This window comes from Flavobacterium chungangense LMG 26729 (genome assembly GCF_000735715.2).
Taxonomy (GTDB): domain Bacteria; phylum Bacteroidota; class Bacteroidia; order Flavobacteriales; family Flavobacteriaceae; genus Flavobacterium; species Flavobacterium chungangense.
Genome location: NZ_JASY01000024.1, coordinates 1 through 20606, shown reverse-complemented (window position 1 = coordinate 20606; position 20606 = coordinate 1). Strand labels below are relative to the sequence as shown.

The 20606-nt window shown below is 37.1% G+C and carries 5 protein-coding genes; all 5 read left to right on the top strand.

Annotated features, from left to right (window positions below):
• Positions 1-290: 290 nt before the first annotated feature.
• Positions 291-3110 carry an ATP-binding protein gene (locus tag JE46_RS22010; protein ID WP_051872982.1) on the top strand — a complete coding sequence of 940 codons (2820 nt, stop codon included), beginning with the start codon at positions 291-293 and terminating at the stop codon, positions 3108-3110.
• Between the two features lie 424 nt (positions 3111-3534).
• Positions 3535-3918, top strand: coding sequence for a hypothetical protein (locus JE46_RS22005; RefSeq protein WP_031457451.1), 384 nt, complete (start codon positions 3535-3537; stop codon positions 3916-3918).
• A 33-nt stretch (positions 3919-3951) separates the two neighbouring features.
• The gene (locus tag JE46_RS22000) at positions 3952-5064 is read left to right on the top strand and encodes a hypothetical protein (RefSeq protein WP_031457450.1); all 1113 of its coding nucleotides are present in this window, start codon (positions 3952-3954) and stop codon (positions 5062-5064) included.
• Positions 5065-5298: 234 nt separating this feature from the next.
• Positions 5299-6852, top strand: a complete 1554-nt coding sequence (locus JE46_RS21995; RefSeq protein ID WP_051872981.1) for a T9SS type A sorting domain-containing protein — start codon at positions 5299-5301, stop codon at positions 6850-6852.
• Between the two features lie 390 nt (positions 6853-7242).
• The coding region (locus JE46_RS21990; RefSeq protein WP_157505977.1) for a BspA family leucine-rich repeat surface protein at positions 7243-20606 on the top strand (13364 nt) is incomplete at its 3' end.

Sequence of the window (20606 nt, the reverse complement as noted above, 5' to 3'; positions counted from 1 at the left end):
AAGCTAGGCTACTTTTTACACCAAGATTATGTTTAGCATTTTGTATTATTCTACTCTCCTAAAAAAATGAAAAAATAAGTTTTTTTTCTTACAAAATATATAAGAGATTATTTTTTTATTTATAATGTTAAGACGATAAATTAGCTTTTCTTTTTAAAGTATCATTGTGCTTTTTTATAAAACCAAACCTTACTTTACCTAAACAGTACATTGTTTTTGCCAGAAAAATATAATTCATTACATTCGCAATCCATTAAATATAAAGCTCTTGAAAACAAAAAAACGTTAAAATGACAAAGTTTATATTTTTAAATAGAATTTATTTTGTCATATTATTTTCTATAGTTACAAACCAAAATTATGCCCAAACAATAAGCCTAAAAGAAGGCCAAAAATACCCATATAACTTAACTAATTCTGTATCAACATTTAAAGATTCAACAGCCAGTTTAGGTTTAAGAGAGGTTCAAAAACAAATTTTCACTAAAACAAAAAAAGAATATCTTAGTTTTCCTTTTTCTAATGCTGTTTATTGGATAAAATTTAAAATTAAGAACAACTCTTCGACACATAGACAAGAGTTATTTTTACTATGGGCGAACCCATTAGTGGAACAACTTGATTTTTATATTTCTAATTCTTCCCAAAAAAAATATTTTCATAAAACACAAAAAATTATTACATCTGAGAGAGAGAAAACATTGATAGACGAATACCCTAAATTCCCTATTACATTAGAATCCAACCAATCTAAAAGTATTTTTATAAAAGTTAGTAGCAAACGGGGACATTTTGCAATGGTACGGCTTTATTCAAAACAGGCTTATTATTTTTCTCGTATTGATAATTGTACTACCCAAGGCTTGTTAAATGGGTTAATTATTTTTAGACTTTTTTTAATTTTCACTCTTAGCTTTTTTGTAATTAAAGAATTGGATTTTAGGTTATATTCAGTAATTATTGTTTTTAAAACTTTAGCTTATTGGGGGTATACTAATATAGCAGGTCCTTTATTTACAAACAATCCGGAACTAGCAGTCAAAATAAATTTTTTATGTTACAGTAATTTCTCAACTGGTGTTGCCATTTTTCTATTGTATGCTGTGGACATTAAAAAAATATCAAGTTCGGTGAAACGATTTATTTTAATTTCAATTTTCGTTTCGTTATTTCTGAATGTTATGACTTTTTTTGATTATCAATGGTATTGGCTCAAAGGAGGAATTTATAATGTCGTTTTATCTTGTATTTATTTTCTTGTTTTAATTATCTATTGTCTTTACAAAAAAATGCTGATTGACATTTATTATGCAATACCAATCATTTTAGGATTAATTGGCACCACTCTACTCTATTTTCCACTTACCGGATGGATAGAGTATTTCCCATTTTACGGCTTATCATATGCTCTTTTTACCATTGAAATCATTGTTTTTATATTTTTCTTAGGTAGAATCATTAAAAAATCAGAACAGAAAAAAGTATTTTCGGAGAAACAATTACAACTAAAACAATTACAAAACAAGCAACTTCAAGAACTTGATGACTTAAAAACAAGATTTTTCACCAACATTTCCCATGAATTCCGCACTCCACTTACCTTATTGGTAGGTCCTGTTGACGATTTGCAAAAGAAATACCCTAACGAAAGTATTCTGAAAATAATGCAGCGTAACTTAAGCAGATTGCAAAATTTGATCAATCAAATACTCGAAATCTCAAAACTCGAAGCTGGAGAGATGGGGATTCAAAGAGAAAAAGCAGATGTCGTTTTATTTTTACAGCAACTAATAGGATCTTTCGAATCGTTAGCACAAGATAAAAGTATTGTTTTTAATCTATCTATAAGCCAAAAACAAGAGTTCGGTTATTTCGATTTGGACAAACTAGAAAAAATAATTGTCAACTTACTATCAAATGCTTTTAAATTCACACCAAAAAATGGAAGGATTACAGTAACGATTCTGTTTGATACTTTTAGCTTTTCATCAATGAACAAACACAAAACTGAGCGCAGTCTAGAAATAATCATCGAAGATTCAGGCATTGGAATACCTCAGGAAAGATTACCCTATATCTTTAATAGATTTTATCAGATTGATGATTCTAATCAACGTTTACATGAAGGAACAGGTATTGGTCTGGCACTTGTAAAAGAATTGATGGATGTATTAAAAGGAACTATTAAGGTAGAGAGCAAAGTGAATAAAGGTACTCGTTTTTCCTTAAACTTGCCCTACGAACATTTAGACACACCTACAAATTATGTGCATACTTACAAAGTAAGCACTAATTTACTACCCCATTTTGAAATAGGCAAACCAGATTCAGAAAATCAGCAAAATAATAATGATGATGCAAAAATTATGCTCATCATAGAAGATAATCCGGATTTGCGTTTTTATATAGCTTCTATTTTCGAAAACCAATACCAATTGATTATGGCAGCAGATGGTGAAGAAGGATTAATAAAAGCAATTGAATTTGTTCCAGACATTATAATTTCTGATTTGATGATGCCAAAATTAGATGGATTGTTTTTTTGCTATAAACTTAAAAATGATGAAAGAATTAGCCATATTCCTGTAATTTTACTTACGGCAAAAGCAACTGTAGACGATAAATTAATGGGGCTACAACAGGGTGCCGATGATTATTTATCAAAACCTTTTAATAAAGAAGAACTAATCTTGAGGGTCAACAATTTAGTTCAGCAAAGACAATTATTGCGAGAGAAATATACCACCCAAAGCATTGTAATTAATCCCGAAATAGTCATAGTGCCCGAACCCACAATAGAGGATTTGTTTATCGAAAAAGCACAAACTATTATCGACAACTATCTGGATCAGAGCGAATTTGACGCCGCTACTTTTGCCAGAGAAATGAAGCTGACTTCTGTGCAATTGCGTAGAAAATTAAAAGCCATTACCAACCAAACTACTAACGAGTTTGTAAGAAACTATCGTTTAGAGAAAGCTTCTGAAATGCTCAAAAAAGGTAACAAAACCGTCTCACAAATTGCATTCGAAGTGGGCTTTGAGAGTCTGCCGTATTTCTCTAAAGTATTTCAGGAGAAGTTTGGGAAGACGGCTTCAGAGTGGCGGTAGCTATAATTTAGACAACTGATAATTTCCATCTTTACGAGGAACAAACCAATGACTCTAAAAAAAGTAACAAAATATAAATGTTTTGTTCTACGCAAATTAGAACGATTGATTTTTCAGGAAGCTATATTAACTATAAAATTCATTAATAATGAACGTATTAGTTTTAAAAAACTATTAATTAGTACAAAAAATTTGTTTTGAGGAATAAAAAGTTTAAAACAAGGAACGAAATAATAATTATTTAAAAAAAGCGGCTATTTCAATTTGAGACAGTCGCTTTTTTTGTCAAAATGAGGAATAGAAAGTATTTTTTGGAGAATAACATTGGGAAGGTTTTCTTATAAATTTGTAAGGCTATTCGTAATCAAAAATCGATTGATTACGAATCTAATTAAATATAAATAATTAATTAAAACACCAACAAATGAAAAAACATTCTGTTACAATTAACAAAATTACGTGTAATTCTGCTTCAGAAATTGGACACGACGAAGTCTATTTAAAATACCAAAGTGATGCAGGAGTTACTTTTAGGATACCTAAAAACAGAGACGACTCCGAATCCATGAAAAGTGGCAATACTTGGGTTCCTGTATTATTAGACCCTAATGGAAGCCAAATCCCACTGACAATATATTTTGATTACGAGGCACTTGTAACCTTGTGGGATAAAGATGAAACAAATTTGTATATCAATGATACTTATTTACAAAGCTATGATTTTAGACCTGGATCGGGATCGGGACAAGTTAGGCTAAGCAATCTTAATGGTCAAAATTACAGTATTGAGTACACTTACAACAAATAAAAAATCATTTAATAATTTAAAAAATACTATCCAATGAACAAACAATTAATAGCCGATTTGGCTCCTTTTATAGAAAATTACGATAAAACAAAACAACCTTTAGGACAGGTATTTAGACAAAACAATACTATAACTATAACCGAGAAAGAGCTGTTTATTGAAGCCTTTAAAGCTTGGAAAGCCTATCAAGCGTCAGCCGATGGTCTGGAGTTAAACCTCTTAATTAGTGAATCTAACTTGCTTGGAATTCAACAAAAACTAAAATCAATATTTGACAATAAAGTGTTTGATTCACTTAAAAAATTATTAGACATCACTGGGCTAGATGCAGGTAGTTTTTCTATTGGTCTTAATATTGAAGCCGAATTGGTTTTTGGTTTTACAGCAACAATAGGTCTAGCAATAGGAGTAGGAATTAACAAAGGAGTATCTTCTTCCGAGTTTATTTCGGTTGAACTAACCGAAGGAATAGACGAAGGAGTCCTTTTAGGTGTGCATTTTGGACTTTGGTCTAATGCTCCTGCCGATTTAGGAGGTTTTTCACTAGCCACAGAAGTTGAATTAGGATTTGCTTCAGAAATTGCCACAAAAATAGTTTATGCAAAAAGAGGTTCTAATAAAACATTAGGAGTTACAGCAGAGATAGGTGCTCGTGAAGAAAATGGAGTGAACGAGCAAGAGAGTTACACTATTGTTCTAGATTCTCAATATTTAGAGGGATTTAGTCGAACTTATCAACCCGTAAAAAACAATTTATTGATTATAGAATCCATAAAATGTATTCATCCAAAAAATGATGGTGGAGGAAATGAGAATGAGATTTATTTTACATTCAAAGCCGATGAAACAATCACTCCATATCGCTATCCAACATACGACTATATGTCTGTAAAAGAAGGCTATACTTGGAATTGCGGACGATCTATTTGGTTTGACAATACTATAGAAATTAAGCTTTATGATGATGATGGAAATGGATTAAACGGTAGTGACGAAATAACTAAAAACCCTATTAAAATAAATATTTCAGACTTTGTGTCAATCAATTCATCTAAAATTTACATTATTGATTATAAGGATGGTTTAGATCATATAGAATACGAGATTACCACAACCTTAATTGCAAGTAATGTAAATCACAAATAATTGGTTTTATTTTTTGTCTAATTAATGAAATTCAAAAAAATAGATTTGGCAACTTCTTACAAGTTGTCAAATCTATTATCTATTTCTGGACATCCATAAATTTTACAAAAAACCCGCAAAATAAGCCCTCCAATTCCCATTCTGTCCAAAAAAAGGAACAGAAAGTCCATTTTGAGGAAAGCAATACCTTGTTTTTTGACCGAATTTTGTCGCGATTAAAAAACAAAAATATTTATGAAATTATCTGTACTCTTTTTTCTATCCTCCTTACTTGGTTTTGCACAATACACCGCTATTCCCGATATTAATTTTGAAAACAAATTGATTGCCTTGGGCATTGATTTAGGGGTTGCTGACGGACAGGTTTTGACCACAAAAATTAACACTATAACAGCATTGGATGTTTCCTCCAGTTCTATAACTAATTTAGCGGGTATTGAGGGGTTTGTGTCTCTTAAAACTTTGTATTGTTATAATAATAAATTAACTACTTTGGATGTTTCTAAAAATACTGCTTTGCTTGATTTTTCTTGCGACACCAATCAATTAACAACTTTAGATATTTCTAAAAATACCGCTTTGACGATATTATCCTGTAACGAAAATAAATTAACCAGTTTAAACATCGCAACAAATACCAAACTCAATAAATTTTATTGTTTTTCCAATCAATTGACAACTTTGGATGTTTCTAAAAACATCGATTTGAACTTATTATCCTGTAGCCAAAATAAATTAACCAGTTTAAACATTGCAACAAATACTAAACTCAACACGTTTTATTGCTTTTCCAATCAATTGACAACTTTGGATGTTTCTAAAAACACCGCTTTGCTTAATTTTTCTTGCGACACCAATCAATTAGCAACTTTGGATGTTTCTAAAAACACCGCTTTGACGATATTATCCTGTAACGAAAATAAATTAACCAGTTTAAACATTGCAACAAATACCAAACTCAACAAGTTTTATTGCTTTTCTAATCAATTGACAACTTTGGATGTTTCTAAAAACATCGACTTGACCATATTATCCTGTAGCCAAAATAAATTAACCAGTTTAAACATTACAACAAATACTAAACTCAACAAGTTACATTGCTTTTCCAATCAATTGACTACTTTAGATGTTTCTAAAAACACTGCTTTGACCGTTCTGGATTGTTATATAAATAAATTAACTGCATTAGATGTTACTAAAAACACCAGTTTAATTACATTTAACTGTGAAGGCAATGAATTGACGGCTTTGGATCTCTCTAAAAACACCAGTTTAGAGAATTTTTATTGCCCCAATAACAAATTAAGTAATTTAAACGTTTCTAAAAACACCGCTTTAATTGCATTATATTGTAATTCTAATTTGTTAAGCAGTTTAAATATAAAAAACGGAAACAACACCATACTTACCTACTTTGACGCCACCAAAAACTCCAATTTAAGCTGCATTCAAGTAGATGATGCGGCGTATTCCAACACTAATTGGAGTACCCAAAAAGATGCTACGGCAACCTACAACACCGCCTGTTCTAATTTAGGAGTACCAGAAACTGTTTTCGAAAAAATGAGCCTCTACCCCAATCCAACCCAAGGCGAATTGCATATCGACCATATTGTTTTAGAAAAAGCAACGCTTTATGATGCCTCAGGAAAACTTTTGAAAACAACAAAATTTACATCCGCAACCCAATCCAACACCCTCAATATGGAAGCATTCTCAAAAGGGATGTACTACCTCTTTTTGGAAAGCGAAGGAACGCATACAGTCAAAAAAATTGTAGTAGAATAATCTAGAAGCAAACAGGAAAATACCATTGTTGTTTTGCCACAAAATCCTGTCTTGACTAGACCTCCTTCGGCGTGGTGGGGCAAGGACAACCCAATTTGTCCAAAATGAGGAACAGAAAGTCCATTTTGAGATAACACTTGCTTCTTGTTTTGATGCAATTTTGTAACCAGAATTCAGACCGTTTAGCCTGTCAGGGTTCAAAACCCTGACAGGCTAAAGAAACAATTAACAACGGTTTTTCTGAACAAAATACCAAGGGCAAGCCAATAAAATGTTCTTATACTAGTTTTTTTAGGTTTTAGAACATTTGTACAATAAAAAAGTTTTTGGAAACTGTAATTATGCAAAAAAATAAAAAGACATACCATACCCAACTATAAATACTCGTATATGAAAAAACTTTACATCTTATTATTCCTTTTGGTTGCTTTGGCACAAATGCAGGCGCAATGCTTGTCGTTGGCAACACCTTATAATAGCGACAACTCGAATAAAGGAGTTATGTTCAATATTGTAACGGGTGCTACACCAATTACAATTACCAGTTTTGATATGAATTTGATTGGTACTAACACGGGTATTTTTGAAATATATTACAAATCGGGTACTTATGTTGGGTCAGAATCTAATGGTGCGGCCTGGACTCTTGCCGGAAGTGCATCTGCAACTAGTTTAGGAACAAATCAATCAACACCCATTCCTTTGGCTTTGAGTATTCCTATTCCTGCCAATACCACTTACGCATTTTATATTACAAACAATAATCCTATTATACCTGCCGGAGTGCGCTACACCAATGGCACTTATACCACTTTGGCATCAGACGCCTATATGAGTATTGCTGGCGGAATAGGCAAAGCCTACCCTTTTGGACAAACTTTTATTGATCGAAGAGTAAATTGCACACCGCATTATTATATTAATTCGAACGCTTGCCTACCCGAAATTAACCTGAAAGGCAACAGCGTTTCGATTGTGAGTGGAGATGCAACTCCGAGTGCCGCCGACCATACCGATTTTGGTTCTGTAGATCTAGCATCAGGAACGCAAGCACGTACTTTTACAATTGAAAACACAGGGGTTATAGGTTTAAGCCTAACCGGCACTCCAAAAGTAGCCATCAGCGGAACCAATGCAGCCGATTTTACAGTAACAACCCAACCTACAAGCCCGATAAACACCTCGGGAAGCACAACTTTTATAGTTACTTTCGATCCATCGGCAGCAGGAACCCGAACCGCAACCGTTTCTATTGCCAATAATGATACGGACGAAAACCTCTATACATTTGCTATTCAAGGAACAGCTACTTTATCTAGCAATCCTTTCATCACGCGTTGGGATTTGTCTAAAGCAGGGTCTGGTACAAACGAAATTAGTTTTGGTGCATCTACCGTGGGCAACGTGCATTACACCTGGCAACAAGTAGGTGGCGGTGGTGCAACTGGTTCGGGTATGTTTTCGGGTTCGTCGGCTGTAATTACGGGTTTGCCTACATACGCCATTATCGATTTGAGCATTGATAAAACCAATTTTAGACAAATAGCAATCTCTAATGGCACAAGCAAACTGCGGTTAGCAGATATAAAACAATGGGGCGGTGTAGCCTGGACATCGATGCAAGCTGCTTTTTATGGCTGTAGCAATTTGACTATTTCGGCAGCAGACATTCCAAATTTGAGCAGCGTAACCTCTATGGAAAGTATGTTTAACAATTGCAGTAAGTTGAATGCTCCTGCCAATATCAATAGTTGGAATGTAGCCAATGTAAGCAGTATGAAAGATATGTTTTATCAAGCTACAGCTTTCAATCAAGATATAAGCAATTGGAATGTGTCTGCGGTTACCAATATGAGTTCTATGTTTACCAAAGCAAGTGCTTTTAATCAAAATATTGGTGGTTGGAATATTGCGGCGGTTACAGATATGAATACGATGCTAAAAGAAGCGACCGATTTTAATCAAAGTTTGGCCGCTTGGGGAAGCAAGTTTAATACCAATGTTAGTATCGCCAATTTATTAGACGTAAGTGGTCTTAACCTTGCCAATTATGATGCTACCTTAATTGGTTTTCAATCGGGCAGCGTTACTGGCAAATCCTTGGGTGCATCTGGATTACAATATTGTGCTGCAACGGCAGAAAGAACCAATCTTATTTTGCCCACAACTAGCGGAGGCAAGGGTTGGTCTATTACTGGCGACAATGTTAGCAGTGGATGCGTTTCGGAAATCAACATTAAAGGAAATGGCAACACGATTCTACATAATGACAACAACCCAACTACTACCAACCACACCGATTTTGGTTCGATAGCTTTTACTTCGGGTACTATTGCACGAACTTTTACTATCGAAAATACAGCAATTGCTCCTTTGAACTTATCGGGCACTCCAAAAGTAGCTATTACTGGTGCAAATGCAGGAGATTTTACAATAACAACCCAGCCTAGTTCTCCAATAGCTCCTACCACAGGAACAACTACTTTTGTGGTTACTTTTGATCCACCAACAGTAGGCTTGCGTACTGCAACTATTTCTATTGCCAATACGGATACCAACGAGAACCCTTATACGTTTGCTATACAAGGCACAGGTACAGGTGTTTGCACACAAGTTGCCACCGCTACCGATAATATGACTTGGAACGGAATTGCAAACACTGACTGGAGTAATCCTTGCAACTGGACACCTAATGGTGTGCCAACGGCGACCAACCCAATAATCATAGATAATGTAGCCAACGACCCTATTGTATCAACTACTGCCGTTGCCAAAAATATTTTTCTAAATACCGCATCTATTTTAACAATAAGTAGCACCGGAAATTTAACTATAACCGAAACATCTCCAAGTGCTAGTGCTATAGATGGCATTGGTATTTATCCTAATGCAACCCTAACAAATAATGGTAATTTAACCATTAGTTCTAACAATTATGGTCTAAATTTGAATAGAGCTAATGCAACATTTACAAATAATGGAACAACGGTTGTTAATAGCCCGCAAGGACTAATTCTTTACAACAACAACCAAACTTTTACCAATTCGGGAACAATAACTTTCAATACAACAGGAATAGGGATTAATTTCATACCGGGTTACACTGGCTATTCAGTTGTTAATAGCGGAACAATCAATCTTACCGCTGGATCGGGAATTTCTAATGTAACTGGGGGTACAATTTCCAACTTAGCTTGCGGAAAAATTATAATGACTGCTGGAGATTATGAAAATGGGGGTACAACCACCAACGCAGGACTTATTCAAATAACCAATGCTTTAACCAATACAGGCACATTTACCAACAATGGCATTTTAAATTATGGTAGCAAAACAGGTACTATTAACAATGCTGGCGGTGGTTCTGTACTTGTTAATAATGCACAAACGCCTATTTTTACCTATGGCGGTATATTTAATGGCACCATCGATGGTATTTTTAGCAATGCCACCGCTACGACATCGGCAGGGACATTTACGGCTCCTAATACTTTTGTACCCTTGGGAGCATTGCCTACTGTTTCGCAAACATTGTATGCCAAAATCACCCCTAGCGGAGGAAGCTGTAGTTATGTAGTGCCTTTTATATACAATAACTTTAAATCATTTATTACCACCTGGAAAACCGATAATTTGAGTACAGGTTCTACTAACGCTACATCGATAAGGATTCCTACTACTGGCACAGGCTATAACTATGATGTGGACTGGAATAACGACGGCTTTTTTGAACAAACAGGAATTACAAGCAGCGTAACCCACGATTACGGCACAGCAGGCACTTATACCGTAGCCATTCGAGGCACTTTTCCTAGAATTTATTTTGCTGGAGGCGGTGATAGAAACAAAATACGCAACATAGACCAATGGGGTAACATTGCTTGGACTAGTATGAATAGAGCCTTTTATGGTTGTACCAATTTGAACAGTACCGCTATAGATGCACCCAATTTGTCGGGGGTTACAGATATGGGTTATATGTTTCGAAATGCCACCGCTTTCAATCAAAATATTGATTCTTGGAATGTGGAGACTGTTACCGATATGTATGGTATGTTTACTGGAGCTACGGCTTTCAATCAAGATATTAATTCTTGGAATGTAGCCAATGTTATCAATATGAGTGATATGTTTAATACTGCCACAGCTTTCAATGGTAACATTAGCTCTTGGAATGTAGCAAAAGTTACGGATATGAGCAGTATGTTTACTGGAGCTACGGCTTTCAATCAAAACATTGGCTCTTGGAATGTAGAGAAAGTTACCAGTATGAATAATATGCTTCGAAATACCACCGCTTTCAATCAAAACATTGGTTCTTGGAATGTAGAGAAAGTTAACAGTATGAGTTTTATGTTTTCTGGAGCCACAGCTTTCAATCAAAACATTGGCTCTTGGAACGTTGCGAATGTTACCGATATGAGCTTTATGTTTTCTGAAACAAAGGCTTTCAACCAAAACATTGGCTCTTGGAATGTAGGGAAAGTTATTAATATGGCTGAGATGTTTTATAGAGCCACGGCTTTCAATCAAAACCTTAATTCTTGGGATGTATCCAATGTTACCGATATGAAAAGTATGTTTTATGGAGCCACCGCTTTCAATCAAAACATTGGTTCTTGGAATGTGGGGGCTGTTGAGAAGATGGGTTTTATGTTTTATGAAGCTACGGCTTTCAATCAAAGTCTAGCCCCTTGGGGAACAAAATTTAATACTGCGGTTATTTTGAATAGTATGCTAAACAATTGCGGTATGGACGTAGCCAACTACGATGCCACACTAACTGGTTTTAATGCAGGTACTATAACAGGCAAAACATTAGGAGCAACAAACTTAAAATACTGTGCCTCGGTAGCCGATAGAGCCAATTTGGTTCAATCAATAGCTACAGGAGGTAAAGGTTGGACTATTACTGGCGATGCCTTGAGTGCTACTTGTGTACCCGAAATTAACATTACAGGCAATACCACAACTATTGCCAATAACAATACCACACCAACCCTTGCCGACCATAGCGATTTTGGTTCGACAGATGTCGCTTCAGGCACTATTGCAAGAACTTTTACTATTGAAAATACAGGAGCTGATGCTTTAAATCTAAACGGAACGCCACTAGTAACCATCAGCGGAAGCAATGCGAGCGATTTTACAGTAACCACACAACCAACAAGCCCAATAAATGCTTTTGGAAGCACTACTTTTGTAGTTACTTTCGATCCATCGGCATTAGGCACACGCACAGCAACCGTTTCTATTGCCAACGATGATGCCGATGAAGGCAGTTATACGTTTGCTATACAAGGTACAGCTACTTTATCTAGCAATCCTTTCATCACGCGTTGGGATTTGTCTAAAACAGGAACTGGTGCAAACGAAATTAGTTTTGGCATAGAAACTTCAGGTACTGTACACTACACTTGGCAAGAAGTGGGCGGCGGCGGTGCAATAGGTTCGGGTTCTTTTACAGGCTCATCGGCTACAATAACGGGCTTACCTACAAATGGTAGTATCGATTTAAGCATTGACAAAACCAATTTTCAGCATATTGTCATTAATAATGATTTAGACAACCTACGTTTAACCGATATAAAACAATGGGGTGCTGTGGCTTGGACATCTATGGAAGATGCTTTTTTTGGTTGCAACAATTTGAATAGTACAGCTACAGATATTCCTAATTTAGCAGCAGTTACCAATATGAGGTTTATGTTTGCCGACTGTATTGCACTTAATGGTCCTGCAAATATAAATAGTTGGGATGTTAGTTCTGTAATCGATATGTATGCTATGTTTTCTGGAGCTACGGCTTTCAATCAAAACATTACTTCTTGGAATGTGGGTGCTGTTTCTGATATGAGTGTTATGTTTAGTAATGCCAAAGCTTTCGATCAAAACATTGGCTCTTGGAATGTAGGGAATGTTACAGATATGAGATCTATGTTTGAAGGAGCAACGGCTTTTAATCAAAACATTGGTTCTTGGGATGTGAAGAAAGTTACCAATATGAGATCTATGTTTCAAGGAGCAACAGCTTTTAATCAAAACATTACTTCTTGGAATGTGAAGAAAGTTACCAATATGAGATCTATGTTTAAAGAAGCGACGGCTTTTAATCAAAACATTAGTTCTTGGGATGTAGCCGATGTTACCAATATGGGTTCTATGTTTCAAGGAGCAACAGCTTTTAATCAAAACATTACTTCTTGGAATATAGGAAAGGTTACCAATATGTTTGAAATGTTTCAAGATGCTACGGCTTTCAATCAAAGTCTAGCCTCTTGGGGAACAAAATTTAATATTGCGGTTACTTTGAATAGTATGCTAAACAACTCCGGTATGGATGTAGCCAACTACGATGCCACACTTACCGGTTTTAATGCAGGCACTATAACAGGCAAAACATTAGGAGCAACAAACTTAAAATACTGTGCTTCGGTAGCCGACAGAGCCAGTTTGGTTCAATCAATAGCCACAGGAGGCAAGGGCTGGACGATTATAGATGCGGGCACAGCTTGTGTACCCGAAATTAACATTACAGGCAATGCCACAACGATTGCCAATAACAATACCTCACCAACACTTGCCGATCATACCGATTTTGGTTCGACAGATGTCGCTTCAGGCACTATCGCAAGAACTTTTACTATCGAAAATACAGGAGCTAGTGCTTTAAACCTAAACGGAACGCCACTAGTAACCATCAGCGGAACCAATGCGGCAGATTTTACAGTAACCACCCAACCAACATCGCCAGTAGCTGCTACCACAGGAACAACTACTTTTGTAGTTACTTTCGATCCATCGGCAACAGGAACAAGAACCGCAACCGTTTCTATTGCCAACGATGATGCCGACGAAGGCAGTTATACGTTTGCTATACAAGGTACAGCTACTGTAGCAGCAACTCCTTTTGTTACCACTTGGAAAACCGATAATTTAAGCTTTAATTCTTCTAGCCCCACCTCCATAATCATTCCTGTTAATGCAAATTACACCTATAATTATGATGTAGATTGGAACAACGATGGCATTTTTGAGGAAACAGGAATTACAGGAAACGCAACCCACGATTATGGCACAGCAGGTACTTATACCGTAGCCATTCGAGGGGTTTTTCCTAGTATCTATTTCAATAATGACGGAGATAGAAACAAAATACGCAACATAGACCAATGGGGAAGCATTGCTTGGACTAGTATGAACAGAGCCTTTTTTGGTTGTACCAATTTGAACAGTACCGCTATTGACGCACCCAATTTGTCGGGAGTTACAGATATGAGTTTTATGTTTCGAAATGCCACGGCTTTCAATCAAAACATTGACTATTGGAATGTAGAGACAGTTACCAATATGAATGCTATGTTTGGTAATGCTATGGCTTTCAATCAAAACATTGCCTCTTGGAATGTGGGAGCTGTTACCGATATGAGTGGTATGTTTGGTAATGCCAAGGCTTTCAATGGAGACATTACTTCTTGGAATGTTACTAATGTTATCGATATGAGTAATATGTTTACTGGAACTTTGGCTTTCAATCAAAACATTGGTTCTTGGGATGTAGGGAAAGTTACGGATATGAGCGGTATGTTTTTGGTTGCCACAGCTTTCAATCAAAATATTACCTCTTGGAATGTAGCGAAAGTTACGGATATGGCAAGTATGTTTTATGGAACCACGGCTTTTAATCAAAACATTGGTTCTTGGGATGTAAGGAAAGTTATCAATATGAATTCTATGTTCTTTGAGGCCAAGGCTTTTAATCAAAATATTGGGTCTTGGGATATAGGAAATGTTACCAATATGGGTTTTATGTTTTATGGAGCCACGGCTTTCAATCAAAATATTGGGTCTTGGAATATAGGAAAGGTTAGCAATATGTCATCTCTGTTTTCCGGAGCAACGGCTTTCAATCAAAGTCTAGCCCCTTGGGGAACAAAATTTAATACTGCGGTTACTTTGAATAGTATGTTAAACAACTGCGGTATGGACGTAGCCAACTACGATGCCACACTTACAGGTTTTAATGCGGGTACTGTAACAGGCAGGTCTTTTGGAGCAACAAACTTAAAATACTGTGCCTCGGTAGCCGATAGAGCCAATTTGGTTCAATCAATAGCCACAGGAGGCAAGGGCTGGACAATTACTGGCGATGCCTTGAGTGCTACTTGTGTACCCGAAATTAATATTACAGGCAATGCCACAACTATTGCCAATAACAATGCCACACCAACACTTGCCGATCATACCGATTTTGGTTCGACAGATGTCGCTTCAGGCACTATCACAAGAACTTTTACTATCGAAAACACAGGAGCAGGTGCTTTGAACCTAAACGGAACGCCACTAGTAACCATCAGCGGAACCAATGCGGCAGATTTTACAGTAACCACCCAACCTACTTCGCCAGTAGCTGCTACCACAGGAACAACTACTTTTGTAGTTACTTTCGATCCATCGGCAACAGGAACAAGAACCGCAACCGTTTCTATTGCCAACGATGATGCCGATGAAGGCAGTTATACGTTTGCTATACAAGGTACAGGTACAATTGCGGCAACTCCTTTTGTTACCACCTGGAAAACCGATAATTTAAGTGTAGGTTCTTCCAACTTTACTTCTATAAGGATTCCTACTTCTGGCACAGGCTATAACTATGATGTCGATTGGAACAACGATGGCGTTTTTGAACAAACAGGAATTACAGGAGATGCAACCCACGATTATGGTACAGCAGGCACTTATACCGTAGCCATTCGAGGCACTTTTCCTAGAATATATTTTAATGCGGCTGGAGATAGAAACAAAATACTCAACATAAACCAATGGGGAAGCATTGCTTGGACAAGTATGGCTAATGCTTTTTATGGCTGTACTAATTTGAACAGCACCGCTATTGATTCACCCAATTTGAGGGGGGTTACAGATATGAGTGCTATGTTTCGAAATACCACGGCTTTCAATGGAAACATTACTTCTTGGGATGTATCCAATGTTACCAATATGAATATTATGTTTGGTAATGCCACGTCTTTCAATCAAAACATTGATTCTTGGAATGTAATCAATGTTAACAATATGAATGCTATGTTTGGTAATGCCAAAGCTTTCAATCAAAACATTGACTCTTGGGATGTGAAGAAAGTTACCAATATGAACTCTATGTTTTTTGGAGCCACAGCTTTCAATGGGAACATTACTTCTTGGAATGTAGCCAATGTTACCAATATGGGAGAGATGTTTAAAGGAGCCACGGCTTTCAATCAAAACATTACTTCTTGGAATGTGGTCAGTGTTATCAATATGTTTGAAATGTTTTCCGGAGCCACGGCTTTCAACCAAAGTCTAGCCTCTTGGGGGACAAAATTTAAGACTACGGTTTATTTGGGTAGTATGCTAAACAACTGCGGTATGGACGTAGCCAACTACGATGCTACACTTACAGGTTTTAATACTGGTAGCCTAACAGGCAAAACATTAGGAGCAACAAACTTAAAATACTGTGCTTCGGCAGCCGATAGAGCCAATTTGGTTCAATCAACAGCTACAGGAGGCAAGGGCTGGACGATTATAGATGCAGGCACAGCTTGTACACCCGAAATTAACATTACAGGCAATGCCACAACTATTGCCAATAACAATACCACACCAACACCTGCCGATCACACCGATTTTGGTTCAACAGATGTCGCTTCAGGCACTATCGCAAGAACTTTTACTATCGAAAACACAGGAGTTGGTGCTTTAAACCTAAACGGAACACCACTAGTAACCATCAGCGGAAGCAATGCAGCCGATTTTACAATAACTACACAACCAACATCGCCAGTAGCTGCTACCACAGGAACAACTACTTTTGTAGTTACTTTCGATCCATCGGCAACAGGAACAAGAACCGCAACCGTTTCTATTGCCAACGATGATGCCGACGAAGGCAGTTATACGTTTGCTATACAAGGTACGGCTACTGTAGCAGCAACTCCTTTTGTTACCACTTGGAAAACCGATAATACGGGTTCATCAAATAGTACTTCTATAAGCATTCCTACTAATAGCACTTATGGTGCTTATAATTATGATGTAGATTGGAATAACGATGGTGTTTTTGAGGAAACAGGAATTACAGGAGATGCAACCCACGATTACGGCACAGTAGGTACTTATACCGTAGCCATTCGAGGTACTTTTCCTTCTATTTATCTTAATAACACAGGAGACAAACTCAAATTAGTAGAAATTAATCAATGGGGATCGGGCATTTGGAATAGTATGGATGCCGCCTTTTATGGTTGCGAGAATATGATAGGAAACTTTTCGGATGCACCAAAATTTGCACCGAATACTACGCTTTACAAAATGTTTCAGGAGTGTAAAAAATTCAATTCCGATTTGAATACTTGGGACACGACAAATGTTCGAGAAACAAGTTTCTTATTTGCTGGAGCAACTCTTTTTAACGGAAATATTGCATCGTGGAATCTAGCTAATGTTACCAATGCCGACTCGATGTTTCTGGAAGCCAAAGCTTTTAACCAAAACATTAGTTCTTGGAATGTAGGAAATGTAAATAGTATGATTGCTATGTTTCAAGATGCTACCGCTTTCAATCAAGATATAAGTTCTTGGGATATAAGCAAGGTTACTCTTATGCATTTTATGTTTTATAATGCCACCACTTTCAATCAAAGTCTAGGAGCTTGGGGGACAAAATTGAATGCTACGGTTAGTTTGGATAATCTACTAGACAAATGCGGTATGGACGTAGCCAACTACGATGCTACACTTTCGGGTTTTAATGCAGGTACTGCTACAGGCAGAAATTTAGGTGCACTAGGACTGCGATTTTGTGCTTCGGAATTTGACAGAAATAATCTAGTAAAACCAATTAGCAGCGGTGGCAAAGGCTGGACAATTGCTGGCGATAGGATTTGTAGAGAAATCAATCTAATAGGTAACAATACCTATATTGCCAGCGGAAGTACAACACCAAGTCTTGCCAATTTTACGGATTTTAGAAGCGTAAACGAAGCGGTTGGCTCAATTTCGAGAAGGTTTTATATTGAAAATACAGGAGCACTTTCTTTAACCCTAACAGGCACACCATTAGTAAGTATTAGCGGTGCCAATGCCAGCGATTTTACGGTAAGCCTAATGCCTGCTTCCGCAACAGTGGTAACTAATGGTGTTCGTTATTTTGAAATTAGCTTCGACCCATCGGCAGTAGGCCTGCGAACTGCAACCGTAACTATTGCCAGTGATGATTTAGACGAAAATCCTTATACTTTTGCCATTCAGGGCACAGGAAACGCTGGCTGTATTCAAGTAGCCGATGCAACCGAAATAATGACTTGGAAAGGATTCCATAACTCCGATTGGGCAAATCCTTGCAACTGGTCGCCCAATGGCGTACCAACGGATACAAATCTTGTTATAATAGAGGATGTTACAAACGATCCAGTGGTATTGAATGGTACCACTGCCAAGGCTTTTCAAGTGGACATTAAAACAAATAGTACCTTGACTGTAAATGCTGGTGCTACAATGGATTTAATAAACAGCAACAACGACGAAGGTTATTTAAAATTAAACGGTCCAAACAGTTCGTTTCTTAATGAAGGAACTATTACTATAGGAGCTGGAAATACAGGTTTATATTTCGGAATTTTTAGTACTAATGTATCAAATAGTATCACTAATAAAGGAATTATAAATTTGAATACACTAATTGGATTTGTCAACATTACTAGCAATACCACCTTTACTAACGAAAGTACAGGAGTTTTTAATGGTAATTTTCATAGCCAATATGGCACTATTGATATTACCAACCACGGAACAATAAATACACCGACACTAGCAAATGATTTTATTAAATGCTACTCTCAAACAGATGCAATAAACCTGGTTAATGATGGTACTATAAACATAACAACTGGAGGTGGTATTTCAAACGCTACAACTAGTACCATTAACAATTTGGCTTGCGGAAAAATTGTAATGACTGTAGGAAATTATGAAAATGCAGGCACAACCACCAATGCAGGTTCGATTGCAATAACCAATACCCTAAACAATACAGGAAGCTTTAGCAATACAGGCGTTTTAAGCTATGGCATATTAACTGGAAATGCAATTAGCGGTACCGATTTTGTTACCGTTAACAATAGTCCAATGCCTATATTTACGTATGGAGCAAGTTTTAGCGGTACCATAAACGGAATTTTTACCGATGCTGCTGGCACGATATCAGCAGGAACATTTGTAGCACCCAATACATTCACGACATCGGCCAATGTGCCAGCAGGCTTGCAAACGCTGTATGCCAAATTTACACCAAATGGTGGGGCTTGTGGACATATAGTAGCGTTTACGTTTGATAATCCATTCCCAGAAATCAACATTACAGGAAATGCCACAACTATTGCCAATAACAATACCACACCAACTCTTGCCGATCATACCGATTTTGGTTCGACAGATGTCGCTTCAGGCAATATAACAAGAACTTTTACTATCGAAAATACTGGGGCAGGATTTTTAAATTTATCTGGAACTCCCTTGGTAAGCATCGGCGGAGCAAATGCAGGAGATTTCGCTGTTACAACTTTGCCAAACAGTTCGATAGACACAGCTGGAAGTACCACTTTTGCCATTACGTTTGATCCTTCGGCAGGAGGTCTTAAAACCGCTACGGTTAGTATTACTAATAATGATGCCGACGAAGGCACTTATAGCTTTGCCATTCAAGGAATGGGTTGTGATGCTACAATTAGTGCAGGCACAACAAACAATCCAACCACTTGTTTGGGTACGGATGGAAGCATCGCTTTTACAACCACCAATTTAGCTGACGGAAGTTATTCTTTACAGTATTCTAAAAACGGAACGCCAAGCACAGTCAGCATTGTCGTTGCCGCCAACAGATTTAGTTTATCCGGTTTAACGGCTGGAATTTATACCAATTTCGAGATTATTTATTTGGGTTGTACGGCTTCGGATGGAAGTTCAAAAACACTATCCGACCCAACGCAAGCGACAATTAGTGCAGGAACAACAAACAATCCAACCACTTGTTCGGGTACGGATGGAAAAATTAATTTTACAACCACCAATTTAGCTGACGGAAGTTATTCTTTACAGTATTCTAAAAACGGAACGCCAAGCACAAAAAGTATTGCCGTTGCCGCCAACGGATTTAGTTTATCCGGTTTAACGGCTGGAATTTATACCAATTTCAATATTAATTATTTGGGTTGTACGGCTTCGGATGGAAATTCAAAACAATTGATTGATGATGCCGATACTACCGCTCCAGTTGCCGCTATTTCGACCTTGCCAACTATAAACGCCCAATGTTCGGTTACAAATCTAACCGCTCCAACAGCTACGGACAATTGTGCAGGAAGTATTGTTGCAACAACCAATGCAGTTTTCCCAATCACAGCTTCCACAACGGTAACTTGGACGTATTCGGACGGGGTAAATTCATCCCAACAAAATCAACCCATTACGATTGCGGATACCACAGCTCCAGTTGCCGATGTTTCGACCTTGCCAACTGTAAACGCTCAATGTTCGGTTGCGAGTTTAACTGCTCCAACAGCTACGGACAATTGTGCAGGAAATATTGTTGGAACAAGCAATGCGGTTTTCCCAATCACAACTTCGACAACGGTAACTTGGACGTATTCGGATGGTATTAATTCATCCCAACAAAACCAAACCATTATGATTGCCGATACCACAGCTCCAGTTGC

Coding starts and splice junctions, on each gene's coding strand:
- JE46_RS22010 (WP_051872982.1), top strand. CDS start 291: ATGACAAAGTTTATATTTTTAAATAGAATTTATTTTGTCATATTATTT.
- JE46_RS22005 (WP_031457451.1), top strand. CDS start 3,535: ATGAAAAAACATTCTGTTACAATTAACAAAATTACGTGTAATTCTGCT.
- JE46_RS22000 (WP_031457450.1), top strand. CDS start 3,952: ATGAACAAACAATTAATAGCCGATTTGGCTCCTTTTATAGAAAATTAC.
- JE46_RS21995 (WP_051872981.1), top strand. CDS start 5,299: ATGAAATTATCTGTACTCTTTTTTCTATCCTCCTTACTTGGTTTTGCA.